Origin of the sequence: Halorubrum sp. CGM4_25_10-8A, assembly GCF_005435025.1 — an archaeon.
Classification (GTDB): domain Archaea; phylum Halobacteriota; class Halobacteria; order Halobacteriales; family Haloferacaceae; genus Halorubrum; species Halorubrum ezzemoulense.
This window is the reverse complement of sequence record NZ_SGTX01000003.1, coordinates 54,222-79,004: the sequence shown is the minus strand read 5'-3', so window position 1 is coordinate 79,004 and position 24,783 is coordinate 54,222. Positions and strand designations below refer to the sequence as shown.

Below are 24,783 nucleotides of genomic sequence, written 5' to 3'. Positions count from 1 at the left end.
GGGGTGGTCGCATGCCCTGCGGTGAGTACTTCACCGACTACGAGTCGCGGATGGGCCTCGTCCGGTGGCGGACGCAGAAGATCGCGCTCGCCCTGGGGCTGCCGATCCCCTTCATCGCGCCGTTCCTGCTCGGCGGCGGGACCGTGACGCTGCTGACGCAGGCGTACATCTTCGCCATCGCGGTGTTGGGGCTCAACGTCATCCTCGGCTACGCGGGCGAGATCGTGCTCGCGCAGGGCGCGTTCATGGCCATCGGCGCGTACAGCACGAGCAGGCTGCTCGCCGTCGGCGCGGGGCTGTTTCCGGCGCTCGCCGTCGGCGGCCTGATCTCCGCGCTGGTCGCGGTCGGCTTCGGCCTCCCGTCGTTCCGGGTCAAGGGGTTCTACATCGCCATCTCGACGCTGGCGCTCCAGTTCATCGCCGAGGAGTGGTTCTTCGTGAACCCGCAGCTCGCGTTCATCCACGGCGGAACGACCCAGTCGGTGCCCTCGAACGTGGGCCTCGTCGGCCCGGTCGGCGCCCTCGGCACGACCATCGACAAGTACCTGCTCGCGCTGGTGCTGTTGTTAGTGTTCGCGCTGCTGTCGCTGAACCTCTCGCGGACCGGGATCGGAAAGACGTTCCGCGCCATCCACGAGAACGACCTCTCCGCGTCCGTCCTCGGTGTCAACGTGTTCAAGAACAAGCTGCTCGCGTTCGCCATCGGCGGGTTCATGATCGGTGTCGCGGGCGGGCTGTTCGGGTTCCAGATCGGCTTCATCAACGCGGAGTACTTCACCCTCGGGCTCACGCTCGAACACTACGTCATGCTGCTGTTCGGCGGCCTCGGGCGCGTGTGGGGGGCGCTGCTCGGCGTCGGCGTCGTCACGCTCGTGCAGGACTACCTCAACGACGGGCTGAACTACCTCGCCGACCTCACGGGAACCAACGCAACCGCCCTGCTGCCGGTGTTCTTCGGTTCGATCATCATCGTCGTGCTCGCCGTCGAGCCGAAGGGGGTGTTGGCCGGGCTGGGCAAGATCAAGGAGTACCTGCGCACGTGGCCGTTCGCGTACTGAGCGCGACGGCCCGCGCGCCGCGATACGGTCGCGTCGCTCCCGTCTGACCTGACGCGATCCGTCTGATCTGACGCGGTCGACCTCGACGCCGCGCCCGTGACGGAGATTTATGTGCCAGTTTTTCGTGTGTTAACGCGATGTACGACGACAGCACACTGGCTGCGGTCGGGGAGCAGTTGGAGCGGGTCGCCGACCGCGACTTCTACGCCGAGAAGTTCGCGGACGCGGGCGTCGACCCGACGGCGGTTGACTCGTGGGCCGACTTCCGGTCGCTCCCGTTCACCACGGCGGGGGAGCTCGAGGCCGACTTCGAGGCCGCGCCGCCGAGCGGGTCGCTGTACGACGGCGCAGCCATGGTCACGTTCTCGCCGATGGGCGAGCAGCTGCGACCGGTGTTCGACACGGCCGACGACCTCGAGGCCCAGGCCGCCGCCAACGCGGACGTGCTCGAACGCGCCGGCGTCGAGCCCGGCGACCGCGTCGTCAACACGTTCGGTTACGAGCTGTTCGGCACCGGGTACGTGCTCCATCGGGCGCTCGAACGCCTCGGCGCGGAGGTGTTCCCGCTCGGCCCCGGCGACTCCGAGCAGGCCGCCGCCACCATCGAGGCGTACGACGTGGACGCCGTCGTGGGCAACCCGAGCTTCGCGCTGAAGATCGGCGCCGAGGGCGGCTCGGTCGACACGTTCGTCGGCGCGGGCGAGCCGTTCACGTCGATCCCCGGCCGCCGCGAGGCGGTCAAGGACGCGCTCGACGCCTCGACCGCGGTGGACTACTTCGGTACGCGGCACATCATGCCCGTCGCGGCCGAGACCGCGGCCGAGGACGGCCTCCGCGTCGTCGACGACTACGCGGTGGTGGAGGTCGTCGACCCGGACACCGGCGAGGTGCTGGACGCCGGCAAGCGTGGGGAGGTCGTCGTGACGCACCTCAGGAAAGCGGGGGTTCCCCTTGTGCGCTACCGGACCGGCGACCTCGCCGAACTCGCGGTCCGGGACGGGACGGTCGTGCTGCCCGACGGCGTCATCGGCCGCACGGACGAGCGGCTGAAGGTCAAGGGCGTGAAGGTGTACCCGGAGAGCATCGAGACGGTGCTCGCCGGCTTCGAGGGACTGACCGGTGAGTACCGCGTCGAAGTGTCCCAGCCCGAGACCACCGACCGCCTCGTCGTGATCTGCGAGGGCGAGGCCGACGCCGACGAACTGCGCGCGGCGCTCGGCGACCGCCTCATCGTGACCCCGGACGCCGTCGAACTGGTCGCCGACCTCGACGAGCCCGGCGTCGTGGACGAGCGGTACTAAGCGCCCGGCGAGCATCGGCGTCGCTCAGTCGCCGTCGAGGAGGCGGCATCGTCGCTCAGTCGCCGTCGAGGAAGCGGCGCGCGGTCCGAGAGAACATGTTCCGTTGCGCCTCGACCGGGAGATCCCGCGCAAGCAGGTGCTCTCGTTCCCGGGCGTACGGATACGGAATGTTCGGGTAGTCGGAGCCGTACATGACCGACTCCGAGAGCTCGATCAGCGTCTCGTCGGCGACCGTCGCCGGGTCGAACTCCATGTACGTCTCGGCCACGCTCGACATGGCGAAGGTGGTGTCGAGGAAGACGTTGCCGTTGTCGCGGGCGAGTTCGACGAACGCGTCCACCTCGTACGTCCCCATGTGCGCGGCGCACACCCGCACGTCCGGGTAGGAGGCGAGGAACGACTCGAAGCGCTCGACGCCGACGTGGGGGCTGTCCTCGAACATCGGCGCCGTCCCGGCGTGGAGCAGGACCGGCACGTCGCGGGCGGCGACGGCCTCGTAGGCGGGGTCGAGCCGCGGGTCGTCGGCCGCGAACCCCTGGACCGGCAACTGGAGCTTCAGGCCGCGGGCCCCGGCGTCGAGGGCGTCCGCGACGACGGTCCCCGGGTCGTCGTCGCCGGCGTGGACGGTGGCGAACGGGACCGCCATCTCGGAGTCCGCGGCAGCCTCGATCACCCACTCGTTGAGGTCGGCCGCCGTCCCCGGGCGCGAGGCGTACGGGAGCGCGACGTACCGCTCGACGCCGGCGGCGGTCAGTGCCGCTTCCATCCGGTCGCGGTCGGTCGGGTGGTCGAACGTCCAGCCCGCGGCCTCGCCCAGCGCCTCTCGGATGGCGGCCATCAGCCGCTCGGGCATCAGGTGGACGTGCGCGTCCACGACGCCGTCGACGGGGAACTCAGTCATCGGTGAGCTTGTAGACGCCCGTGCCGGTCGCGCAGACGGCGTCCCCGGACTCGACTTCGACGCTCGCCACGCCGATGTCGGCGCCGCGGCGGTCAACCGTTGCCGTCGCGTACAGCGGCTCCCGGCCGGCGGCCTCGAGGTAGTTCACGCGGAGGTCGATGGTGGGCGTGAACGCCTCGCGCCCGCCGACGAAAACGGCGGCGCCGGCGAGATCAACGAGCGCGCTCACGACGCCCCCGTGGACCGCGCCGAGGTCGGGGTTGCCCACGAGTCCGGGATCGAACGGCAGCTTGACGCTGGCGCGCTCGGGTGTCACGGCGAGCACCTCCAGGTCGTGCCGCCGGTGGAAGGGGACCTCGCCGTACAGCCGCTCCACGACCGCCGTCCGGTCTGCCTCTCCCGAACTCGGCGCCGGCCGGCGGTCGCTGTCGCCGGCTCCCGGACCGGCGTCGCTCGGGTCGGGCATGCGTGTGCCAACGCACGGCACGCCCCCGCATAAATCAACCGCCCAGGTCGACGAGACCGTTCGAGACGTTGGAGAGCAGCGAAGCGATGGGTAGTCCGGGGGAACGGCTTTGTGGTCACGGCGCGCGCTTGGGGGTATGAACGAGGACGCGATGCGACGGTTCCCCGTGCCCGACTACGAGGACCTCCCCGAGGACCTCCGCGACCGCATCGACGAGGAGACGGAAGACGCCGGATTCACGCCGAACGTGTTCTCGGCGTTCGCGTACAAGCCCAGCCACTTTCGGGCGTTCTTCGCGTACCACGACGCGCTCGTGTCCGACACGCCGCTGGCTCGGGAGGAGGTCGAGATGATCGTCGTCGCGGTGTCGGGCGCGAACGACTGCCTCTACTGCGTGGTCGGCCACGGCGCGCTCTGTCGGATCTACGCGGGCGCGCCGAAGCTCGCCGACCAGCTCGCCACGAACCACAGGCAGGCCGACGTCTCCGACCACCACATGGCGATGCTCGACTTCGCCGTCACGCTCACCGAGTCGCCCGAGGCCGTGACTGACGAGGACGTACAGCGGCTCCGAGACGCCGGCTTCTCCCCGGAGGAAGTGTGGGACATCGCCTCCGTGGCGGCTTTCTTCAACCTCTCCAACCGCATGGCGACCGTCGCGGACATGCGTCCGAACGACGAGTTCTACGCGATGGGGCGCAGCGACTGACCGCGCCCGCGCCGCCACCGCCGACGCACCGCCACCGACGACGCGCCGCCACCGACGAGGACGGCTCGCGACCGGTCCGGAACCCGTTTGAACCTCGGCGACCTCGAATCGGCCATGCGGGAAGTGACGTTCCGGATCCACCACGCGGGGGAGCCGGAGTGCGAGGTGAGCGCGCGCCACCCGGAGGTGCGGTACCGGTCCGTCTCCTCGATGACCGGCAGCGGGTCCGAGCGCAAGCGGATCGCCGAGCTCACCGGTCCGGCGGCGGAGATCGCGGCGTTCGTCGAGGACTTCCGCGAGTTCGACCTGATCGTGTCGGCCGAGCCGCTCGCGCCGATCGAGGGCGCCCACGCCTACGTCGCACTGACGATCGACGTCTCGGCCGCCGACTGGGACGGGATCGGCGAGCGGTTCTCGCGGCTGGGGATCCACTACCGGACGGGGACGACCATCTCCGGCGGCGTCGAGCGCTGGACGGCGTACCTGGAGGACGACGACGACCTCTCGGCGGTAATGCGCGAGCTCGAACGCGGCGGGAACGAGGTGGAACTGGCGCGGAACGTGGAGCTCGCGTCCATCGAGCGCTCGCCGCAGCTCCCCGCGTCCGGCCTCCTCGACGGGCTCACCGACAGGCAGCGCGAGGTCCTCGCCACCGCGATCGCCGCGGGCTACTACGACCACGGCGGCGGCGTGGGCGTCGAGGAGGTCGCCGCCGAACTCGGCCTCGGCTCGACGACCGTCTGGGAGCACCTCTCTCGCGCCGAGTCGTCGGTGATGAACGCGCTGTTCGATCGCTTCGCGGAGGGCGAGCCAATCGACGCCGCGTACGGGGGAGACCGGACCGACTTGTCGTGAGCCGGACTGATCGCCCGCGAGCGGGGCCGGACCAACGCTTTTGTAGCTTCGGGACGGAGCGCCGCGTATGGACGAGGGAACGGTGACCGTGCCGGACGAGCAGTACGAGCGGCTCGCGGCCCTCGCCGCCGCCCGCGGCGTGAGCCCCGAGACGCAGTTAGCCCGGCTCATCGACGACGCGTACGCCGGCCTCGACGCGGACGGCGACGCCCCCGAGTCGCTCCCGCTCGGCGTCTGCGACGGTTCCGACGAGGAATGAGCCGAGCGGCGGCCTGACGAGCCGTCCGCGAGCCGCCGCGCCGGACTCGGGGCCGGCGCCCCGCCCCGCCGGTCCCCTTGCGGCCACGCCGAGAGGCGCTCGCCGAGGACCGACGAGATGCTCACGACAGGTTAAGAAACGATCCGCCCGGAGGGCGTCGGGACCTCTCTACGACCGCTACCGTGTTTCGAGACGATATCGAGCGGGTCCTTCGAGACCGTCAGCAGCGCGACGGCTACCTCTTCCCGGCGTACGAGGACTACTGCTTCGGGAACGTCCCGGACACCGTCCGATCGGTGCTCGACGCCGGCGGCCGCCGCGCCCTCCCGAGCGACGTGTTCGACGGCGTCGAGACGGACGTGGACACGGTCGTCCTCCTCCTCGTCGACGGGTTCGGCCTCGACGGCTGGAAGCGCCACCGTCCACGGTGTGACCTCCTCGACCGGCTCACCGAGGCGGGAACGGTGACCCCGCTCACCTCGGTCTACCCGTCCGAGACCGCGGCGGCGATCACCACGCTCGAGACGGGGCGACTCCCGTGCGAACACGGGTGCGTCGGGTGGAACGTCTACGACCCCCGGTTGGACACGGCGTTCCTGCCGCTCGGGGGGGATGTGAAATCGGGCGCGGCGGCGGAGCGAGTCCCCGAGGGGTCGGTCGTCGGATGCGAGTCGCTCTACGCTCGGATGCGCGACGCGGGGGTCGACTGTCACCGCCTCCAGCCGTTCGACGCCGGCGGCGAGGACGTGACCCAGCACGTCTACGACGGCCTCGGTTCGTTCGGCGAGCGCCTGTCGGCGGCGGTCGCGGCGAGCGGCGACCCCGGATACGTCTACGCGTACGTGCCGCACGTCGACCACGTCTCCCACGCCGAAGGCACCGACGGCCGGGCGTACGGCGAGACGGTGGCGACCGTCTGCGAGCAGGTCACCGCCGCTCTGCGGCGGGTCGATCGGCGGACCGCGGAGCGGACGCTGCTGCTCGTGACGGCCGACCACGGCCACGTGAACACGGACCCCGACGCCAATCTCGACCTCTCGGCGAACGAGGCGGTGACGGGGAACCTCCGACGGCACGCCGACGGCACGCCGGTCAAGATGTCCGGCAGCCCCCGCAACGTTCACCTCCACCTGCGACCGGGAACGGTCCCGGACGCGCGGCGAGCGCTCTCGGACCACGACGCGCGGACGTTCACCCGGCGGGAGGCGATCGACCGCGACCTCTTCGGCGACCGCCCGGTCTCAGACCGGTTCCGACGGCGCTGCGGCGACCTGATCGTCACGCACCGCGACTCGGGAGTGTGGTTCGGCGACGTTGAGCCGGAGAAACTGTCGTACGTCGGGATACACGGCGGGCTCAACCCGGCGGAGATGCTGGTCCCGTTCGCGGCGGCCCGCGCCTCGGCGCTCGACTGACGCGGCGCGCGGTCCGGACTCGACGCCGGCCTCTGCCGGGTGTCTTCCGTCGACCTCCCGGGCTTACCCGTCGTAGGGCCACCGCCCGCCCGTCTTCAGTTCCTCGACGTACCCCTCGTCGATGGCGTCGCGGATCGACTCCCGCGATCGGTGGTCCGCCGCCACGTCACCCGTCGCGAACCGGTAGACGGCCGCGGTCACGAGCGTCGCCACCTCGCGGAGGTCGCGGGAGTCGAGCTTGTCGAGGGTGTCGGCGTGAGTGTGGCCCCAGCCGCGCCCTGACTGGTCGCTCGTCGTCGACGCCATCACGGCCGGGATTCCCTCCTGAACGAACGCCCACTGGTCGCCGTGGGGCGAGATCGTCTCGCCGGTCGTCAGGGGGGCATCGAACGCGTCCGCGACCGCCTCGAACGGCTCGCGCATCCCGTCGAACCCGTTCGTCCCCACGCGGAGGTTCCGCGAGCTACACGCGCCGTCGAGGTTCACCACGCAGGCGATATCCTCCTTCGGGGTCGTCTCCGCCGAGTGGTATGCCCCCCACAGCCCGATCTCCTCCGAGCCGAAGGTGACGAGGCGCACCCGCGTGTCGAGGTCGCCCTCGACCGTCGCGAGCAGGCGACCGACCTCCGCGACGAGCGCCGACCCCGCGCCGTTGTCGTTGGCGCCGTCGCTCACGTCGTGGGCGTCGACGTGGGCGGTGAGGTACACCGCCTCCTCGGTGTCCGGGCCGACCTCCGCGACCGCGTTCACCGAGGTCGTCGGCTCGTTGCGGCAGTCGACGTCGAGCGAGACGGTCGGGCGGTCGGCTCCCGAGCCGCGGCCGCCTCCGCCGTCGCCGTCCGCGGCCGTCTCGGCGAGCCGCGAGAGCCGGTCGCCGACCTCCTTCGAGACGCCGACGGCGGGGATCGGCCCCGGTCGGTTGTGGTACCCGATCTCGCCGGTGGGCGGGAGCGCCCCCTCGATGTGGTTCCGGAAGACGAACCCGACCGCGCCGCGTTCCGCCGCCGCGACGTACTTCTCCATCCGGTGGATCCACCGGTCGTGGCTCTCCGGCGTGCGAGAGGAGGCCATCGCGACCGCGCCGTCCAGCGCCTCGCCCGCGGCCGCGAACTCCTCGTCGGTGCCGTCGCCGACGTCGACGAGGGGGGCCGTCACCTCGCCGCTCGGGGTCCCGGGCAGCGCGATCACCTCGTGGGAGTTCCCGTGGTGCCGCTCCACCGCGCCCGACACCGACAGCGAGGAGTCGCCGCGCCACCAGCCGGGGATCTCGAACTCGTCGAGCCCGGCGTTCCGCAGGCCGGCCGCCTCGAACGCCTCGACGACGCGCTCCGCGCCGCGCCGCTCCCCGGTCGATCCCGCCATCCGGTTCCCGATGTCGGTCAGGTCCGTGAGGAGGCTCCACCCGAAGTCGCTCGTCCGCGCGTCGCCCACGACGCGGTCCGGTAGCTCGGTCATACGGTTCGGTAGTGCCCCGAGCGAAAAGGGGTTGCGGGAGTCGCGGATCGCCTCGTCCGGCTTCGCGAGGCCGTACCGGTTCACTTCCACTCCTCGGCGTCCTCGGCGGCCTGCATCTCTCCTTTAGCTCGTCTCGGCGCCCGCCGAACCGTCAGCGCGATCACGACGACGTAGAACCCGCCGACGAGCGCGAGCACGAGCGCGCCGGGGATCGGCCCAACCGACGCCGTCGCGACGACGCCGTTTCCGGCAGCGGTGAACACCGTGAGCCGCACGACCCACGCGGCGACGAGGACGGAGACGAGCGGCGCGTACACCCGTCGGAGACGCCGCGAGACCGCCTCGACGGCCGGCATCTTGATAGTCGGCTCGCGGAGGTCCTCGCTCAGCAGCGCCCGCCAGTTCGACTGCTCGACGCCCTCCGGATCGAGGGCGTTCGCGAACACGTTCTCCTCCAGCAGCCGGACGCGGGACCGCCACACGTCGAAGGTGCGGTACCGACGCGTCTCGATGCCGAGGAAGACGCTGAGCATGACGAGCCCGATGAGCAGCACGTAGTGCGGCCGCGACGCGCTCGAGAAGGTCCACGTGAGCAGGGACGCGGTCACCACGACCGCCCAGTTGGTCGTGCGGTCGATGCGGGTCCGCCACGAGCTCGTCCGTCCGAGCTCGCCGCGGTATGCGTGGCCCATCAGCGAGAGGAAATCGGACCGGTCGCCGGCGGCCTCGGCGGCGACCTCGCGCTCCTCCCGAGACTCGGGGTCGAAGTCCTCCGACGGTTCGGACATACCGACCCGTACCGAGGCGGGGCAGGTAAAAGCGAGGCGAGACTCAGGCGGGGTCCGCCGCGGTCACCTCGACGTCGACCTCATCGGGGTCGACGCCGATCCGCGCGAACTGCGTCCGGACGTGGTCGCGGGCCGCCTCGACCGCCTGGTCGCGCGTGTCGAACCCGCGGGGCATCGGCTCCTCGAAGGCGACGCGGATCTCCTCGCCGTCGACGACGAGCGGGGAGCCGCCGCTCTCGACCTCGTAGAAGGAGTCGCACACCCACACGTACGGCGCGTCCTCGTCGGGCGCGCCCTTGTACGCCGGCGGCTCTTCGCCGCGCTCGAACACCGTACCGGTGAGGTCCGTCCCGCCTCCGCTGCCGCGAACGAGTATCATGGCACGGGTACGGGGTCGAGCGGGATAAGGGCGCCGCGGGAGGGGTTCCCGTGCGTCCCGGCGGGAGGGCAAACGCTTTCGGCCCAGCGGTCGGTGGATACGCCATGACGCTGGAGGATTTCACCGAGTTCACCGGAGACGGTGACGGCGACGGCGGCGCGCCGAGCGAGGCCGACGGCGGAGGCGACTCCACGGCCGACGGCGGGGTTGCCTCGGCGGCCGACGGCGGGAGTGCGGCCGATGCGGGGGGTGATTCGGCGACCGAAGCCGGGACCGCTGACGCGCGCGGCGACGCGGAAGACGAGGCGTTCGCCGCCTACGACGCGACGCCGGCCGGCAGCGACGCGGGGCTCGGCGTCGTGTCGGTCTCTCAGGGGCTCCGCGTGGCCGAGGAGGAAGACGAGACGTCGCTGAAGGCGTTCGTCACGACCGGCAACCGCGAGTCGGTGCGGCTCGGAAAGTACCTCCTGATCCCGTACCCGGACGGCGAGCGGCTGTTCTGTCGGATCACGGGACTGGAGTACGCGCAGGAGTTCCAGTCCGACGACGCGACCGAGATCCACGCCCGCCGGCAGATGCGCCGCGAGGAGTTCGCCGAGCGCGACTACAAGTTCGTCGCCGACCTGGAGCCGATGTCCGTCGTCTACGGCGAGGGCGAGGGGATGAAACGCCGGATGACGGACCGCGTGCCGAAGCCGGGCGCGGTCGTCGAGGAGGCCGATGACGACGCCGAGATCAAGACGGGGCTGAAGATCCCCGACGACGGCGTCTTCCTCGGCCACCTCTCCGTCGGGGGCGAGAAGGTCCGCACCGCGGCGGAGCCCCCGACGGTCGACTACCGCGTCAAGGACGACTACGGCGACGGCGACCCGCTCGCGTTCCGGCACACGCTCGTCGCCGGCGGCACCGGTTCCGGGAAGACCCACGCCTCGAAGAACGTCCTCCGCCAGTTCCTCGACTCCGACCGAACCTACCCGATGGGCGACGGCCGCGAATCGCGAATGGCAGTCGTCCAGTTCGACCCGCAGGACGAGTACGCGCAGATGCACGACGACAACCCCGACCTCGACGACGCGTTCGCGCGCCGGCTGGAACGCGAGGGGATCGCCCACGGGGGCCACGACGACACCGTCGCCCTCGTGCCCCGCGTCGCGAACGCGACGTACCCCGGCGAGGGGCACCGCGCCGAGCGCGTCGAGTTCACGATCCCCTTCTCGCTGGCGAAGGACATGCCGTGGCTGGTCGCCGGCTCCGGGCTCAACGACAACCAGTACCCCGCGCTGTTGACCCTCATCAACCGGTTCTTCGACAACTACGGCGACGCGGGCACCTACAGCGAGTTCCTCTCGTACCTCGACGACCCGGCGCTCAAAGAGGAGCTCCACGAGAGCGGTCGGATCCACGAGGCGACGTTCGACGCGGTCAAACGGCGGGTCCGCGGGGTCCCGAGCGGGATCTTCGATCAGGACGCGAAGCCGATCACGGAGCTGGACCACACCCTCGTGCGCCCCGGCGGGCTCTCGGTCGTCCCAACCTACCACCTGCCGACCTCCCGGCAGAAGGAGATCGTCGTCCTCGCGGTCGCGGGGCTACTCGTCGACGACAAGCTCTCGAACGACCCGGAGAGCGACCGGATCAAGGAGACGCCGCTCCTCGTCGGGATGGACGAGGCGCACAACTTCCTCGCCGACGCCGACAACGTCCAGGCCCAGAAGGTGGTCCAGAAGTTCACGGAGGCCGCGAAGCAGGGCCGCAAGGAGCGGCTGGGCCTGTTCCTGATCACGCAGGACCCCCAGGACGTGGCCGAGTCGGTGTTCAAGCAGGTGAACACGAAGATCGTCTTGAACCTCGGCGACGAGGACGCGATCTCCAGCGTCAACATCCCGTCGAACCTCGCTGGCAAGGTGCCGTACATGGAGAAGGGGCAGATGGTCGTCTACTCGCCGGACAACTCCGAGCCCGTCGAGCTGATCGGCCTCTCGGAGTGCGTGACGCGGCACGACTGAGACGAGCGCCGCGCGGCCGGCGAGCGCTCCGCGACCGACTGCCCCGCCGCCCGGTCCCGGCCTACGGCCTCGCGGTGAATTGTCGCCGACTCGAACTCATCGCCGCCCTTTTTGTCCGGAGCAGTCGAACCGCCGCGTATGAGCAAGCGCATCCTCGTCGCGGTGGACGGGTCGGAAGAGGCGGCCGAGGCGCTGCGGTTCGCGGCCGACGAGTGGCCGGACGCCGACCTCACGGCCCTTCACGTGATCAACCCCGCCGACTCGGCGACGGGCGCCGACGGCGGGTTCCCGGGCGCGTCCGACCAGTGGTACGAGAGCGCCAAGCAGCGCGGCGAACGGGTCCTCGCCGAAGTGTCGGAGATAGTCGACCGGGATGTCGAGACGCGGCTGGAGGTCGGCCGCCCGACGAAGACGATCCTCGGCGTCGCGGGCGGCGAGAAGCCGGTCGGCGAAGACGGCGAGGACGGCGAGCCGTTCGACCACCTCGTGCTGGCGAGCCGGGGCCGGACCGGCCTCTCGCGGGTCCTCCTCGGCAGCGTCGCTGAGGGCGTGGTGCGCCGCGCCGAGGTGCCCGTCACGGTCGTCCGCTGAGCGCGCTCCGCTGACGAGGCGGTCCGGCTACCCCTCGGCGCGCTCGGCCGCGACCACCTCGCCGACCATCGACCACCCCTCCTCGTCGGGTCCGGAGCGGCCGAGCAGGATGTCCTCGTAGTCCTCGGAGCTGATCAGGCGGAACTCGGCGTCGGCGTCGCCGTCGGTTCGGACGCCCTCGCCGCGGAACTCCCGCTGGAAGAACTCCGTCGACGAGAACTCGAAGACGCCGGTCTCGCCGGAGTCGAGTTCGAGCCGAACCGGTCGGGGCTGGACGTTGTGGATCCGCTTCGCGATCGGGTTGAGATCCGGCATACCGACGTGTCGGTCCGGTCCGCTCATAAGTGGCCGCCTCCGCGGACGGCCCGAACCCGGACGGTGCGGAGGGCACGCACCCCGATGACGCGGACCGCGGTGTAACGGGTCGGAATCAAAAGCGGCGCCGGAAAGCGGAGAGCCGGAAAAAAGCGTTACTCGTCGAGGACGTCGTCGTACTCGCCGGCGTCGACGCGGTCGTCGAACGTCCGGGCGTCCTCGCCCTCGATGGTGACGCCGAGGGAGGCGCAGGTGCCGCCGACCTCCTTGGCGGCGGCCTTCGTGTCGTACGCGAGCAGGTCGCTCGACTTCTGCTCTGCGACCTTCTTCACCTGTTCGATCGACATGTCGGCGACGAAGTTCTCCTGCGGCTCGCCGGAGCCGGTGTCGAAGCCGGCCTCGTCCTTGATGAGCTCCGCCGTGGGCGGCACGCCGACCTCGATGGTGAAGGAGCCGTCGTCGTCGTACTCGACGGTGACGGGCACCTCCATGCCGTCGAAGGCAGCGGTCTCGTCGTTGATCTCCTCGACGACGTCCTGAACGTCCACCGGCGTCGGTCCGAGCTCGGGACCGAGCGGCGGGCCGGGGTTGGCCTGCCCGCCGGGGACGAGCGCTTCGATAGTTCCAGCCATGTCCGTACGAACCCGACGCCGACTTTTAACGGTTGTTCTTTCGGGCAGGGGGCGATAGCGGTTCGCATACGGCGTCCCGACGCCCCGCCGGAAGGAGTTCCCGTCCCGCCGGTCGGGCGGCGACGAGCGCGGCTACGCGTCCGTCGCGACGGGGTCGTTCCCGCCGGCCTCGCCCGCGGCCTGCCCGGGCAGGAACGTCCCGGTCTCCCGTCGGACTCCGAAAAGGAGGACGACGCCGGCCAGCAGCGGGAGGACGGCGCAGGCGGCGTAGATCGGCGTGAAGCCGACCGCCTCGATGAGGGGGAGCGACACCATGGGGCCGAGCCCGCCCCCCACGTCGCCGAGGACGTTGTTCGTTCCCGAGGCGCGCCCCATGCGCTCGTCGGGGGTGAGGTCAGCGAGCAGCGCCATCATCGGGCCGCTCGTCCCGCCCTGTCCCGCGCCGATGAAAACGCAGGCGAGACCCAAGGAGAGGACCGAGCCGGCCCGCGCGAGCAGCAGGAACCCGACGAACGAGACGACGAGGAATGTCAGGAGGATCGGCGTGCGGGAGTCGCGGGTGTCGGAGACGCGTCCGCCGACGAGCATGAAGAACGCCGCCGAGAGGACCGTTCCGGCCATGAACAGCCCGGAGGTGCCCTGCGGGGCGAGACCGAACAGCGAGATGTCGTTCGCGCCGAGGAACAAGACGAGCGTGGAGAACAGCGCGCCGATGTACGCGAACATCAGTCCGAAGTTGACCAGCCCGACCGTCAGCGCCGGGACGGCGGTGTCGATCTCCCACGGCCTGATCGAGTCGTCGGAGCGGTCGCCGGTGACGTGCGTCTCCGGGACGTACCGGTAGGCGACCGCGCTCGCGGTGAGCGCGAAGGCGGCGGCGACGGCGAAGGCGGCGACGTTGCCCACGAGCGCGGAGACGACGCCGCCGAGGACGAGGCCGGCCGGGAACCCCATCGTGATCCCGCCGCGGACGATCCCCATGTTCGTCCCCCGCGAACCGCTGTCGGAGAGGTCGGCCGCAATGGTGTACGCCGTCGCGAACACCGCCGCGGAGCCGAGCCCCCAGAGGACCCGCGCGAGCAGGAACCACGTCTCGGGCGCGACGGCGACGCCGATCGGGGCGAACCACTGCTCGGGACCGACGACCAACGGGCCGACGGCGAACGCGGGGAGCGAGGCCGCGAGTGGACGGAGCGCCTCCGCGGGGGGCATCGCGAGCGCGACGACGTAGCCGAGCGTGGCGACCCCCTCGACGAACAGCCCGGCGACGAACGGCGTCCGGGTCCCGTACCGGTCGACGAGGGCGCCGGCGGGCGCGTTCGCGATGAGTCGAACCCACCGGTTCGCGGAGAGGATCGCGCCGACCATGAACGCGGAGATACCGAGGACTGCGCCGAGGTTCGGGAGGATCGGGAAGACGACGCCGCCGCCGAAGCCGACGAAGAACGTGCTCGCGATCACCGCGAGCAGCACCGGCGGCGGTCGCTCGAACCCGAAGCGGCTCATTCGCCGGGGTCCGTGGACCTGCCGGCCGCTCCGTCGTCGTCGACCGACTCGTCAGGGTCGGCGTCGCCCCGAAGCGCGTCGATCGACTCGTCGAGCGGCGGCAGTTCCACGCCCTCCGCGAGCAGCGGGCCGACGATCCGCCGGAGCGTCGCCTCTGCGACCTCGCGGGTGTAGCCGGCCGCGTCGTCGTCGCGCCCGGCGCCGGCGAGGGTGATCTGTCTGGTCCGGGCGCCGTCGAGGGTGGCCACGAGCAGCGCCGCCGTCTCCTCCGCGTCGACGTCGCGGAAGACGCCGGCATCGATCCCGTCCCCGAGGATGTCGGCGACGGTGCCCCGGAGCAGCCGGTCGCTGCGCGCCAGCTGCTCGCGGATCCGCTCGTTGAACGGTCCCTGCGTGCGCAATTCCAACAGGGCGATGTGGAACGCCTCGCGGTCGGCCTCGTCGGGCGCGAAGACGAACCACCCGACGAACTGGACCAGCCGCTCGACGGGCGGGTCGTCGGCGCGGGCCGCGATCCGCTCCTCCGAGTCGGTGACGACGTAGTCGAGGAAGGCGACGAGCAAGTCCTCCTTCGTGTCGTAGTGGTAGTGGAGCAGCGACTTGCTCTTCGAACACTCGTCGGCGATGTCCTGCATCGTCAGGTCGGCGTACCCGTGAGCGCGGAGGGCGCTGTACACCCCGTCCATGATCTCCTCCGCCGCGCTCGGCGCGTCGCTCATTGACTGACTAGTCAGTCAACGAGCGGTAAATCCCTATCGGTCGGGGTCGGATCGGGTGTTTCGCCGTCGGCGCCGACCGGGCCTACCGCCCGCGGTGGCCCGCGATCCGGAGCGGCCGCTCGAAGGGTGAAAGCGGTCAAAAAGCCGATTCGCCTCGGGTGTCGTCGCCGACTTACAGACGGGTGACGTTCGACGCGCGCGGACCCTTGTCCGCCTCCTCGATGTCGAACTCGACTTCCTGACCCTCTTCGAGGTCCGGACCGCCGACGTCCTCCATGTGGAAGAACACGTCCTCGTCCGCGTCGTCAGTCGAAATGAAACCGTAGCCGCCAGTGTCGTTGAAGAAATCGACTTCGCCTTTCGCCATTGCGACCGAAGAAGCGGGAGTGGAACATAAAAGGCTTCCGTGACGGTGCGGTCCCTGAAACCCGGTCTCACGGGCCGGTCCGACGGCGTCGCGCCGCCGCGAGCCGGCTCTCGCGGAGCGTTCAAAAATTCGCCATTTCGGGTCGTTGCGTCCGTTTCGCGGGCGTTCGTCGCTCGCCGAGATCCGGGAGCGAGCCCCGCCGTGTTAGTAACTACTATACGACCCCGGTTCAGAACCGTTAGGTATGAGTCAGTCGTACAATCGAGGCCTCATCGAGGACTTCGGCCGTTGGCGGGAGTTCGAGGCGGGGATGTGGGCGTGGATCTTCCACAAGTTCACCGGATGGGTGCTCATCGGGTACCTGTTCACGCACATCGCCGTGTTGAGTACGGGGATTCCGGCGGCCGGCGCCAGCGAAGCCGCGATCGCCGCGGGCAACGACGTGTACACGCAGACGATCGTCTCGCTGGAGGGGCTGCTGCTCGTCCGCATCCTGGAGGTCGGCCTGCTGGCGGTCGCCGTCTTCCACATGCTCAACGGCACCCGGCTCCTCCTCACCGACCTCGGCATCGGGTTGGACGCACAGGACAAGAGCTTCTACGCATCGCTAGTCCTCACCGGAGCGATCACCGTCGCGTCCGTGCCGACGTTCATCGCGGGGGCGTTCTGAGATGGCCGAGCGCTACTCCTCGTTCCAGTCGGGCGGCCGGATGTGGCTGCTCCAGCGGATCACGGCGGTGTTCCTGCTGGTCGTGTTGGCGTTCCACTTCTTCCTGCTCCACTTCGTCCACCACGCCGACGAGGTGTCGTTCCTCGCCAGCTCCGGCCGGATGGAGCAGCTGAGCTACTACTCGCTGATGATCCTCTTCCTCGTGACAGCGACGTTCCACGGGGTCAACGGCGTCTACAACGCGCTGGTCAACCAGGGGCTCACCGGCACGAAACGCACAGTGATCAAGTGGACGCTCGTCGCCGCGAGCGTCGTGCTGATCGCGCAGGGAATCCGCACCGCGAACGCGTGGGCGGGCATCGGACTCTACTGAACCGACAATGAGCACGCAAATTCCGAAGCAGACCGAGGAATCGACCGAGGCCGAAACCGAGACGGAGCCGGCCTCGAAGGGCGAGGAGCGCCGCGCCGAGAAGCGGCGCCGCGCGGCCGAGCGCCGCCAGCAGCGACAGGAGGAGGAAGCGGAGAAGGCGGCCGCCGACGAGAGCACGGTCGAGCTGAAGGTGTTCCGCTACGACCCGCAGGTCGAGGGGAAACAGGAGCCGCGGTTCGACACCTTCCACGTCCCGTTCACGAAGGGGATGACCGTCCTTGACGCGCTGATGTACGCGCGAGACACGTACGACTCCTCGCTCACGTTCCGCCACTCCTGCCGGCAGGCGGTGTGCGGCTCCGACGCGATGTTCGTCAACGGCGGCCAGAAGCTTGCCTGTAAGACGCAGATATCGGACCTCGAGGAGCCGGTCCGCGTCGAGCCGCTCCCCCACGCCGAGGTGACGAAGGACCTCGTCGTCGACATGGAGCACTTCTACGAGCAGATGGAGGCCGTCGAGCCGTACTTCCAGACGGACGAGTACCCGGACGGCGAGCTCGAAGAGCAGCGCCAGGACCGGGAGAACCGCGAGAAGATCAAGATGTCCACGCGCTGTATCTGGTGTGGCGCGTGTATGTCCTCGTGTAACGTCGCCGCGGGGGACAACGAGTACCTCGGGCCGGCCGCGATCAACAAGGCGTACCGGTTCGCGATGGACGAGCGCGAGGGCGAGGAGATGAAACAGAAGCGCTTAGAGATCATCGAGCAGGAGCACGGTGTCTGGCGGTGTCAGACGCAGTTCTCCTGTACGGAGGTGTGCCCGAAGGACATCCCCCTCACCGAGCACATCCAGGAGCTGAAGCGCGAGGCGGTCAAAAACAACCTGAAGTTCTGGTAATCCCGACAGACAGTATCAAGGGACTTCGGAACTTACGAAATTACATACCAACAATGCACGAACACGATGTCGTCGTCGTCGGGGCCGGCGGGGCGGGACTCCGGGCGGCGATCGCGGCACAGGAAGCGGGCGCGGACGTGGCGATGGTGTCGAAGCTCCATCCCGTCCGGTCGCACACGGGCGCGGCAGAGGGCGGGATCAACGCGGCGCTGCGCGACGCCGACTCCTGGCAGGACCACGCGTACGACACGATGAAGGGGTCCGACTACCTCGGCGACGCGCCCGCGGTCGAGGCGCTCTGTCAGGAGAGCCCCGAGGAGGTCATCCGCCTCGAACACTGGGGGATGCCGTTCTCCCGCGAGGACGACGGGCGCGTCTCGCAGCGACCGTTCGGCGGCCTGTCCTTCCCGCGTACGACGTACGCGGGCGCCGAGACCGGCCACCAGATGCTCCACACGATGTACGAGCAGGTGGTCAAACGTGGGATCACGGTGTACGACGAGTGGCACGTGATGGACCTGGCCGTCACCGACGAGGACGATCCCGCGGAGCGGACCTGCCACGGTGTCGTCGCGTACGACATCCAGAGCGGCGAGATAAGCGGCTTCCGCGCCGAGAACGGCGTTATCCTCGCGACCGGCGGGATGGGGCAGGTGTTCGACCACACCACTAACGCGGTGGCGAACACCGGCGACGGCGTCGCGATGGCGTACCGAGCCGGCGTCCCGATGGAGGACATGGAGTTCATCCAGTTCCACCCGACGACGCTGCCGTCGACCGGCGTCCTCATCTCCGAGGGCGTCCGCGGCGAGGGGGGAATCCTCTACAACAGCGAGGGCGAGCGGTTCATGTTCGAACACGGCTACGCGAACAACGACGGCGAGCTCGCCTCCCGCGACGTCGTCTCCCGCGCCGAGCTGACCGAGGTCAACGAGGGGCGCGGCATCGAGGACGAGTACGTTCACCTCGACATGCGCCACCTCGGCGAGGAGCGCATCCTCGACCGCCTGGAGAACATCCTCCACCTCGCGGAGGACTTCGAGGGCGCCGACGGGCTCACGGAGCCGATGCCGGTCAAGCCCGGCCAGCACTACGCGATGGGCGGCATCGAGACGAACGAGTTCGGCGAGACCGTCATCGACGGGCTGTACGCCGCCGGCGAGTGCGCCTGCGCCTCCGTCCACGGGGCGAACCGCCTCGGCGGTAACGCGCTGCCGGAGCTCATCGTCTTCGGCAAGCGCGCCGGCCGCCACGCCGCCGGCGAGGAGATGGGTGAGGCCGAGATCGAGACCGGCCGCTCGGGCGACTGGCAGCCCGCCGACTACGAGTTCGGTGTTGAGGTCGGCGAGACGAGCGGTTCGGGCACGGCCGCGGCCGACGGCGGCGCCGTGGCGACCGACGCCGAGAGCGTCCTCGGCGGCGCCGTCGACCGAGCGCAGGAGCGCGTCGACGAACTGCTCTCGCGGAAGGGCCGCAACCACGCCGAGATCCGCTCCGCCGTTCAGGAAACGATGACGGACAACGTCAACGTGTTCCGCGAGGAAGGGCGACTTGAGGAGACGTTAGCCGACCTCCGCGAGGCCCGCGAGGCGTACAAGGACGTCGCGGTGTCGGACCCGTCCCGGACGTTCAACACCGACCTCATCCACACGATCGAGACGCGGAACATCTTGGACCTCGCGGAGGCGCTGACGATGGGCGCGCTCGCTCGCGAGGAGTTCCGGGGCGCCCACTGGCGCAAGGAGCACCAGGAGCGCAAAGACGAGGACTGGCTGAAGCACACGCTCGTCTCGTGGAACGACGGCGAGCCGGAACTGTGGTACAAGCCGGTCGTCCTCGAGGGCGAGAACAAGACGTACGAGCCGAAGAGCCGGTCGTACTGAACCGCCCGGGACGCTCGGTCGCCCGCGGCGGCGCGTCGCGGCTCCGACCTCTTGGGCCGGAGTTCGCCCGGTCCGGTCGCGGCCCCCGATCCGTCCGGCGGCGGCCCCGGATCGTTTCGCCCGATCGATCCGGATCGTTCACGGTTCCTTATCCGTCGACGGTCGAAACCGAGCGTCGATACGCGTCGATTCGCCGTTCGTCGATCGACGTTATCGGTCCGATTTAAGAGAAAAATGGTTTCAGGGCCGTTCTCAGACCGATTCACGCTGTTTCGACGAACGTTGAATAGGGGGTTTATTATCGTCGAACCCGTCATATCGGACAAGATGATCGAGACGGAGACCGCGTCCGCGGCGGCCCCCGCGCTGCCCCGGGAGCTCCAGTCGCCCCGCGCCAAGCTCGTGTACCTGTACCTGACCACGAACGGCGACGCCACGGTGTCCGAGATGGGCGAGTCGCTCGGGATGAAGAAGCTCTCCCTGTACAGCATCCTGAAGACCCTCCGCAGCGAGGGACTCGTCGACTGCGACGGCGACCGGTACGTCCCGAACTGAACGGGCCGCGCCACCGCCGCACGCTGCTTTTCACGCTCGTTCCGCACCGCCTCGTCCTCGTACGGCCCTCCCCGGCGGAGCGTTTAGGGACGCGGAGCCCACAGAGCAACCGTGGACGCGAATCAGACGGATTTCGAGAACCCGTTCGCGATGGACGCCGACTGCGAGAACTGCGCCGAGCTGTGCGGCGCTCGCGACCGCGTCGTTCACGGCTACGGCGACGTCGGCGCGGAGTTCCTCGTCGTCGGGACCGGCCCCACGGAGGCCGCCGAGCGCAACGGCGTCCCCTTCACCGGCGCGGGCGGCGGCGAACGCGTCCAGTCGATCTTCGCCGACCTCGGGTTCGTCCGGTCGGCGCCGGACGCCGCGGAACCGGACGTACAAAACCTCTTCTTCACGAACCTCACGCGGTGTCGCCACCCCGACCGCGAGCCGACGGACCGGGAGGTCGACACCTGCGAGCCCTTCCTCAACGCGGAGATCCGGATGATAAACCCCCAGATCATCGTGCCGGTCGGCGACCGACCGCTCCGCGAGCTGGCGGTCGAGTACACGACTCGCCGGCCCGACTCGTTCGACGTCGACTCGGAACACGCGACGACGATTCGCGGACGCGGGTTCGAGCTCGTGCCGATGAAAGAGCCGAGCGAGATGAGCGACGCCGAGGCGGACGCCTTCTGCGACCACATGCGCGAGAATGTCCTGAGCCGGGACTACCGGCAGACGAAGGGCCGACAGAGCCGCTGAGCGGTCGCGACCTCTCCTGAGCGTCGCTCAGTCGTCGAGGTCGATGTCCTCGATGATTCCCTCCGTCGCGTCCTTGCTGTCCGCGCCGAACGCGCAGTCGACGATGATGTGCCCGCCGAGCGTCGTCGGCGAGATCACCTGGTCGGCGCCGGCGCGCCGGAGCTTGTCGACGTTCTCCCGCTGCGTCACCGCCGCGACGATGCGCACGTCGGGATTGAGCTGGCGGGCGGTGAGGATGGCCAGCGCGTCGTGCGCGTCGTCTTCGGTGGCGGCGACGACCGCCCGGGCCCCGTCGAGGTTCACGTGTTCGAGCGGGTCGACGTCGCTGGGATCCGCGGTGTACACCGGGATGTCGCGGTCAGCGAGCCGCCTCGCGGCGGTCTCGTCCGGCGTCACCACGGCGTACTCGACGCCGTCGCGGGCGTCGAGCTCTTCGAGTATCGGTTCCGTCAGGTCCCCGTAGCCGAGCACGAGGACGTGGTCGTCGAGGAGGTCGATCTGTCTGTCGGTCATCTTTCCGAGCGCCTTGGAGAGCTGCGCCTCGATGGCGGGCGTGAGGAGGACCCCGAGCGCCACCGCGAAGGCGGCGACGTTCACCACGAGCGAGGAGAGCGCGAACAGCTGCGCGATGTCGGAGGCGGGACCGGTCGCGGGGTGGACGTCGCCGTACCCCACCGTCGAGGCGGTGACGACGGTGAAGTAGAAGGCGTCGACGATCGTCTCGATGCCCTCGAACTGGTCTCTGAGGGCGTACGACCCGAGCGTCCCGTACGCGACCGCCCCCACGAGCGCCGCGCCCGCGGCCAACTGCGTCGGGGAGGGCCTGAAGTCCCGGTCGAACCGCCCCCGGTTGACCACGAGCGTCGGCACGGAGAGGAGCGACAGCGCCACGAGCGGGAACGACAGGACGGAGGCCTGCATCAGCCCCTGAAGTGCCGTCAGCGGCAGCAACACGGCCGTGGTGTACCACCCGATCCGGTAGCCGTTCCGGAGCGCGAACCCGCTCCCGAACATCGCGAAGCCGGTTATCGTCCCGGTGAACCCGACCGTCTGGCGGACGACCGGGAGCACGTACGGGGCGAGCGGCCCGTCGACGCCGAGCCCCCCGATCTGGGCCAGCCCGGCGAGGATCGACAGCACCGCGACCGCGAACGTCAGGAGGATCGACGCCCGAACGGTCACCCAGTCCCGGGTCAGCTCCATGTTCCCGGGTCGCCGAGACCGAACTTAAACCCCGCGAGGCCGCCGCGGAATCGATCCGACGGGCGCTCCGCGCGTCGCTCGCGCCGATACTGGTTTAACCGCGCCGCGGATTGGACGCCGTATGTCGCTGCCCGTCGAGATCGTCTTCGGCGTCTACCTCGGCGTCATCACCGGGATCGTTCCCGCGCTGGTGGCCGGGACCCTCGGGTTCGTGTTCAAGTACGTCACCGACGTGACGATCCCCGGGCTCGGAGTGGTCGTGCTGTCGCTCGCGATCGCCGGCGTCAACGGCGGCCTGCTCGCGCTCAACGACGAGACGATTCGGTCGTCGGAGCGCGCGCCAGCGATCCTCACGGCGATCGTCGTGGTGTTGATGATCTCGCTGTACGCCCACGCGCAGGGGGACCGCCTCGGCGCCAGCGCCCCCAAGCGGATCTCGCTCAAGCAGCTCCGCGACCGCACGCTCTCGACGGACGTGATCGAGCTCGTCGGCGGCCGCGGGCGCGTCTCCGTCGAGGTCGCCGGCGAGGTGACCGACATCGAGGGGTACCCGCCGCTGCCGGCTGACACGCGCGCCGCGATCCTCGACGGCGACTGGACGTTTCCGGCCGACCTCCCGCTCGCGGAGCTGGAAGACCGGTTCGCGGAGCGGCTCCGCACCGAGTTCGACCTGGCCGACGTGTCGGTCCGGATCGATGAACAGGCGCGCGCGACGGTGTCGGCCGCCCCGCCGACCGGCGCGCTCTCGAAGCGGGTGCCCGCCGGGAAGCGCGCGGTGTCGGTGTCGGCGCTCGTGCCGACCGGGATCGCCCGCGGCGACGTCGTTCGCGTGATAACGCCGGATATCGGCGTCGAGGGCGCCGTCATCGCCGCGCAGTCGAGCGGGAAGCCGGAGCCGGGCGCCGGGGCGGCGTCGACTGTGGTTCCCCCCGCGGGCGACGACGCGGATTCGGAGGACTTCCGAACCGACGGCGGGGAGACGGACGTTCCCTCGCCCCCGGCGGCGACCGCGCCCACGACGACCGGGGGTGAGGGGCGGGTGACGCTCGCCGTCGACCGCTCCGAGGCGACGGATCTCCTCCGCGCCGACCGCGGGCGCGTGCTGGTGCTCTCGCGAGGCACCCGCCGCGAGTACGAGCTCACGGCCCTGCTCCGGCGGGCGGGGAAGCGGTTCCGCAAGGTCACCGTCGCCGCCGGCGGACCGTTGGACGGGCACACCATCGGCGAGGCCGAGGTCCGCGAAGCCTACGACGTGGCCGTCCTCGCGGCCCGTCACGGCTCGTGGCGCGTCGCGCCCGACGGGACGCAGCCGCTGTCGGCGGGCGACGACCTGTTCGTCGTGGGGAGCCGCGACGCGCTCGACCGGTTCGCGGAGGTGGCCGCGTGAGCCCCGCGCTCGGTGCGGTCGCCGCCGTCGGCGTCTCCCTCGCCGCCGCTGATGTCCCCCTCGCCGCCGTCGAGGTCGGATTCGCGCGGCCGCGACAGGCGGCCGTCACGCTCGTCACGTTCGCGGTGGTCGCCGCCCTCCTGACCGGGGGCGCGGCGCTCTCCTACCGCTGGTACTTCCGAACGGCGATCCCCGAGGGGGTGACCGGGCTGCTGGGCGTCGCGGTCGTCGCGCTGTACCTCAACACGACCTCGCTGGGGTCGGTTGCGATCGGCGATAATCCGACCCTGTTGGCGCCCGAGAGCGTGTTCTTCAACCTCGTCTCGCTCGGCGTCGCAGTGGTGATGGCGCCCGTCGGCCGATACGCGGGCGACAGGCTCGCGGTCGACGTGTTCGCGCTCTCCGGCGCCAAGCAGCTCGACGGCGAACTGAGCGGGGTCGTGCGCGCTGTCGGGCGGTTCACGGCGGTGACGCTCCCACCGGCCGACGAGATCGGCGACATGGAGACGTACGACCCCGTCTCCCCGGAGAAGAAGGACGAGATCGCCGAGAAGACGCTGCTCTTCCCCCGGAAGCTCTCTCCGGAGTCGCTCCGCGAACGGCTCGTCACCCGGCTCAAAGACGAGTACGGCGTCGGCTACGTCGACGTCGACCTCGACGCGGACGGGTCGGTCGAGTACTTCGCGGTCGGCTCCCGCGCCGCCGGGCTCGGCCCGACGCTCGCGCCGGAGTCGGCGGCGGTGGCGGTGGCGGCCGACCCGCCGAACAACGCCACCGCCGGGGACACGGTCCAGCTGTGGCGCGACGACCCGGAGCCGGAGCGCGTCGCGACCGGCGAACTGCGGGGCGTCGCCGGCGACGCGGTCACCGTCGCGCTCGACGAGTCGGACGCCGAACGCCTGACCGACCAAGGCGGCTATCGGCTCGTGACGCTCCCCGCCGAGCCGCGGGCGGATCGCGAGTTCGCCTCGCTGCTGCGGAGCGCGGACGAGACGATGGCCTCGGTCACGGTCGCGGCCGGGAGCGACCTCGACGGGAGCACGGTCGGCGAGGTCGGCGCCGTCGTCGCCGCGGTCCGACCGGCGGCGGGGTCCGTCCAGCCGATCCCGCCGCACGACTACGCGTTCGGCGCTGGCGACCTGGCGTACCTCGTCGGGCGTCCGGACGCGATCCGGTCGTTCGAGGCGGCCGCGTCGACCGCGGGAAGCGCCCAGACGGCGGCGTCGGCCGCGGAGGCCGCAGGCGCCGCCCAGTCCGCCGCGACCGGGGACGGCGACGCGGCGGGGGTCGAAGACGACGGCGACGCCGCCGTCGACTCCGACGGGACGCAACGCTCTTGAGCCGC

27 protein-coding genes are annotated in these 24,783 nt (G+C 70.3%); 16 read left to right on the top strand and 11 right to left on the bottom strand.

The window, feature by feature from the left end; all coding sequences use genetic code 11:
- Positions 1-11 precede the first annotated feature (11 nt).
- A complete protein-coding gene (locus EXE52_RS04560; RefSeq protein WP_049930531.1) occupies positions 12-1,058 on the top strand; it encodes a branched-chain amino acid ABC transporter permease in 1,047 nt (348 codons plus the stop codon).
- Between the two features lie 137 nt (positions 1,059-1,195).
- Entirely contained in the window at positions 1,196-2,359 is a 1,164-nt protein-coding gene (locus EXE52_RS04555; protein ID WP_049930533.1) for a phenylacetate--CoA ligase family protein, read from the top strand.
- Positions 2,360-2,414: 55 nt separating this feature from the next.
- Here the strand turns inward: EXE52_RS04555 and EXE52_RS04550 are convergent, their stop codons facing one another.
- The gene (locus EXE52_RS04550) at positions 2,415-3,260 is read right to left on the bottom strand and encodes an amidohydrolase family protein (protein WP_089308222.1); all 846 of its coding nucleotides are present in this window, start codon (positions 3,258-3,260) and stop codon (positions 2,415-2,417) included.
- On the bottom strand, positions 3,253-3,726 hold the full coding sequence (locus EXE52_RS04545) for a PaaI family thioesterase (RefSeq protein ID WP_086215546.1): 474 nt from the start codon (positions 3,724-3,726) through the stop codon (positions 3,253-3,255). Before EXE52_RS04545 ends, EXE52_RS04550 begins: the two co-directional genes overlap by 8 nt.
- A gap of 136 nt (positions 3,727-3,862) precedes the next feature.
- Between EXE52_RS04545 and EXE52_RS04540 the strand changes: the two genes are divergently transcribed.
- The 4 genes from EXE52_RS04540 to EXE52_RS04525 all read left to right on the top strand — a co-directional run bounded on the left by EXE52_RS04540 (position 3,863) and on the right by EXE52_RS04525 (position 6,964).
- Positions 3,863-4,435: a peroxidase-related enzyme gene (locus EXE52_RS04540; RefSeq protein WP_049930536.1), complete on the top strand. Its 573-nt coding sequence runs from the start codon at positions 3,863-3,865 to the stop codon at positions 4,433-4,435.
- Between the two features lie 114 nt (positions 4,436-4,549).
- Positions 4,550-5,290 carry a helix-turn-helix domain-containing protein gene (locus EXE52_RS04535; RefSeq protein ID WP_089308221.1) on the top strand — a complete coding sequence of 247 codons (741 nt, stop codon included), beginning with the start codon at positions 4,550-4,552 and terminating at the stop codon, positions 5,288-5,290.
- A 67-nt stretch (positions 5,291-5,357) separates the two neighbouring features.
- Positions 5,358-5,549 (top strand): hypothetical protein, encoded by a 192-nt coding sequence (locus EXE52_RS04530; protein ID WP_049930539.1) that lies wholly within the window; start codon positions 5,358-5,360, stop codon positions 5,547-5,549.
- Positions 5,550-5,731: 182 nt separating this feature from the next.
- Positions 5,732-6,964 carry an alkaline phosphatase family protein gene (locus EXE52_RS04525; protein ID WP_089308220.1) on the top strand — a complete coding sequence of 411 codons (1,233 nt, stop codon included), beginning with the start codon at positions 5,732-5,734 and terminating at the stop codon, positions 6,962-6,964.
- A 63-nt stretch (positions 6,965-7,027) separates the two neighbouring features.
- On the opposite strand, the gene EXE52_RS04520 is transcribed toward EXE52_RS04525, so the two are convergent.
- The 3 genes from EXE52_RS04520 to EXE52_RS04510 all read right to left on the bottom strand — a co-directional run bounded on the left by EXE52_RS04520 (position 7,028) and on the right by EXE52_RS04510 (position 9,586).
- Positions 7,028-8,419: a M28 family peptidase gene (locus tag EXE52_RS04520; RefSeq protein WP_089308402.1), complete on the bottom strand. Its 1,392-nt coding sequence runs from the start codon at positions 8,417-8,419 to the stop codon at positions 7,028-7,030.
- An 80-nt stretch (positions 8,420-8,499) separates the two neighbouring features.
- The gene (locus tag EXE52_RS04515; protein WP_049930541.1) at positions 8,500-9,207 is read right to left on the bottom strand and encodes a DUF2270 domain-containing protein; all 708 of its coding nucleotides are present in this window, start codon (positions 9,205-9,207) and stop codon (positions 8,500-8,502) included.
- A 43-nt stretch (positions 9,208-9,250) separates the two neighbouring features.
- Complete coding sequence (locus tag EXE52_RS04510) at positions 9,251-9,586, bottom strand: hypothetical protein (protein ID WP_086215542.1); 336 nt, start codon at positions 9,584-9,586, stop codon at positions 9,251-9,253.
- Positions 9,587-9,690: 104 nt separating this feature from the next.
- Here EXE52_RS04510 and EXE52_RS04505 point away from each other — a divergent pair, with 104 nt between their 5' ends.
- On the top strand, positions 9,691-11,592 hold the full coding sequence (locus EXE52_RS04505) for an ATP-binding protein (RefSeq protein WP_089308219.1): 1,902 nt from the start codon (positions 9,691-9,693) through the stop codon (positions 11,590-11,592).
- Between the two features lie 138 nt (positions 11,593-11,730).
- Positions 11,731-12,183: a universal stress protein gene (locus EXE52_RS04500; RefSeq protein ID WP_049930546.1), complete on the top strand. Its 453-nt coding sequence runs from the start codon at positions 11,731-11,733 to the stop codon at positions 12,181-12,183.
- Between the two features lie 27 nt (positions 12,184-12,210).
- Here the strand turns inward: EXE52_RS04500 and EXE52_RS04495 are convergent, their stop codons facing one another.
- From EXE52_RS04495 to EXE52_RS04475, 5 genes are all read right to left on the bottom strand, one after another.
- A complete protein-coding gene (locus tag EXE52_RS04495) occupies positions 12,211-12,498 on the bottom strand; it encodes a hypothetical protein (protein WP_049930547.1) in 288 nt (95 codons plus the stop codon).
- A gap of 155 nt (positions 12,499-12,653) precedes the next feature.
- Positions 12,654-13,130, bottom strand: coding sequence for a 50S ribosomal protein L11 (locus EXE52_RS04490; RefSeq protein ID WP_049930549.1), 477 nt, complete (start codon positions 13,128-13,130; stop codon positions 12,654-12,656).
- A gap of 132 nt (positions 13,131-13,262) precedes the next feature.
- Positions 13,263-14,636, bottom strand: coding sequence for an MFS transporter (locus tag EXE52_RS04485; RefSeq protein ID WP_049930551.1), 1,374 nt, complete (start codon positions 14,634-14,636; stop codon positions 13,263-13,265).
- The gene (locus EXE52_RS04480; RefSeq protein ID WP_089308218.1) at positions 14,633-15,355 is read right to left on the bottom strand and encodes a TetR/AcrR family transcriptional regulator; all 723 of its coding nucleotides are present in this window, start codon (positions 15,353-15,355) and stop codon (positions 14,633-14,635) included. The genes EXE52_RS04485 and EXE52_RS04480 overlap by 4 nt, the downstream gene beginning before the upstream one ends.
- A gap of 172 nt (positions 15,356-15,527) precedes the next feature.
- Entirely contained in the window at positions 15,528-15,722 is a 195-nt protein-coding gene (locus tag EXE52_RS04475; protein ID WP_004596869.1) for a cold-shock protein, read from the bottom strand.
- A 244-nt stretch (positions 15,723-15,966) separates the two neighbouring features.
- Between EXE52_RS04475 and sdhC the strand changes: the two genes are divergently transcribed.
- The 6 genes from sdhC (at position 15,967) to EXE52_RS04445 (ending at position 20,848) form a co-directional block, all read left to right on the top strand.
- On the top strand, positions 15,967-16,392 hold the full coding sequence (gene sdhC, locus EXE52_RS04470) for a succinate dehydrogenase, cytochrome b556 subunit (protein ID WP_049930554.1): 426 nt from the start codon (positions 15,967-15,969) through the stop codon (positions 16,390-16,392).
- Position 16,393: 1 nt separating this feature from the next.
- Positions 16,394-16,765: a succinate dehydrogenase hydrophobic membrane anchor subunit gene (locus tag EXE52_RS04465; protein ID WP_049930555.1), complete on the top strand. Its 372-nt coding sequence runs from the start codon at positions 16,394-16,396 to the stop codon at positions 16,763-16,765.
- Positions 16,766-16,772: 7 nt separating this feature from the next.
- Positions 16,773-17,663 carry a succinate dehydrogenase/fumarate reductase iron-sulfur subunit gene (locus EXE52_RS04460; RefSeq protein WP_089308217.1) on the top strand — a complete coding sequence of 297 codons (891 nt, stop codon included), beginning with the start codon at positions 16,773-16,775 and terminating at the stop codon, positions 17,661-17,663.
- A 53-nt stretch (positions 17,664-17,716) separates the two neighbouring features.
- A complete protein-coding gene (locus tag EXE52_RS04455; protein WP_049930559.1) occupies positions 17,717-19,546 on the top strand; it encodes an FAD-binding protein in 1,830 nt (609 codons plus the stop codon).
- A gap of 327 nt (positions 19,547-19,873) precedes the next feature.
- Complete coding sequence (locus EXE52_RS04450) at positions 19,874-20,101, top strand: helix-turn-helix domain-containing protein (protein ID WP_086215536.1); 228 nt, start codon at positions 19,874-19,876, stop codon at positions 20,099-20,101.
- 111 nt (positions 20,102-20,212) lie between these two features.
- Positions 20,213-20,848 carry a uracil-DNA glycosylase family protein gene (locus EXE52_RS04445; RefSeq protein WP_089308216.1) on the top strand — a complete coding sequence of 212 codons (636 nt, stop codon included), beginning with the start codon at positions 20,213-20,215 and terminating at the stop codon, positions 20,846-20,848.
- Between the two features lie 27 nt (positions 20,849-20,875).
- Here EXE52_RS04445 and EXE52_RS04440 read toward each other — a convergent pair whose 3' ends face one another.
- On the bottom strand, positions 20,876-22,051 hold the full coding sequence (locus EXE52_RS04440; RefSeq protein WP_086219535.1) for an NAD-binding protein: 1,176 nt from the start codon (positions 22,049-22,051) through the stop codon (positions 20,876-20,878).
- 121 nt (positions 22,052-22,172) lie between these two features.
- On the opposite strand from EXE52_RS04440, the gene EXE52_RS04435 reads away from it, so the two are divergent.
- Complete coding sequence (locus EXE52_RS04435; protein ID WP_089308215.1) at positions 22,173-23,438, top strand: potassium channel family protein; 1,266 nt, start codon at positions 22,173-22,175, stop codon at positions 23,436-23,438.
- Positions 23,435-24,778 carry a potassium transporter TrkA gene (locus EXE52_RS04430; protein ID WP_086215534.1) on the top strand — a complete coding sequence of 448 codons (1,344 nt, stop codon included), beginning with the start codon at positions 23,435-23,437 and terminating at the stop codon, positions 24,776-24,778. The genes EXE52_RS04435 and EXE52_RS04430 overlap by 4 nt, the downstream gene beginning before the upstream one ends.
- The last annotated feature ends 5 nt before the right edge of the window (positions 24,779-24,783 follow it).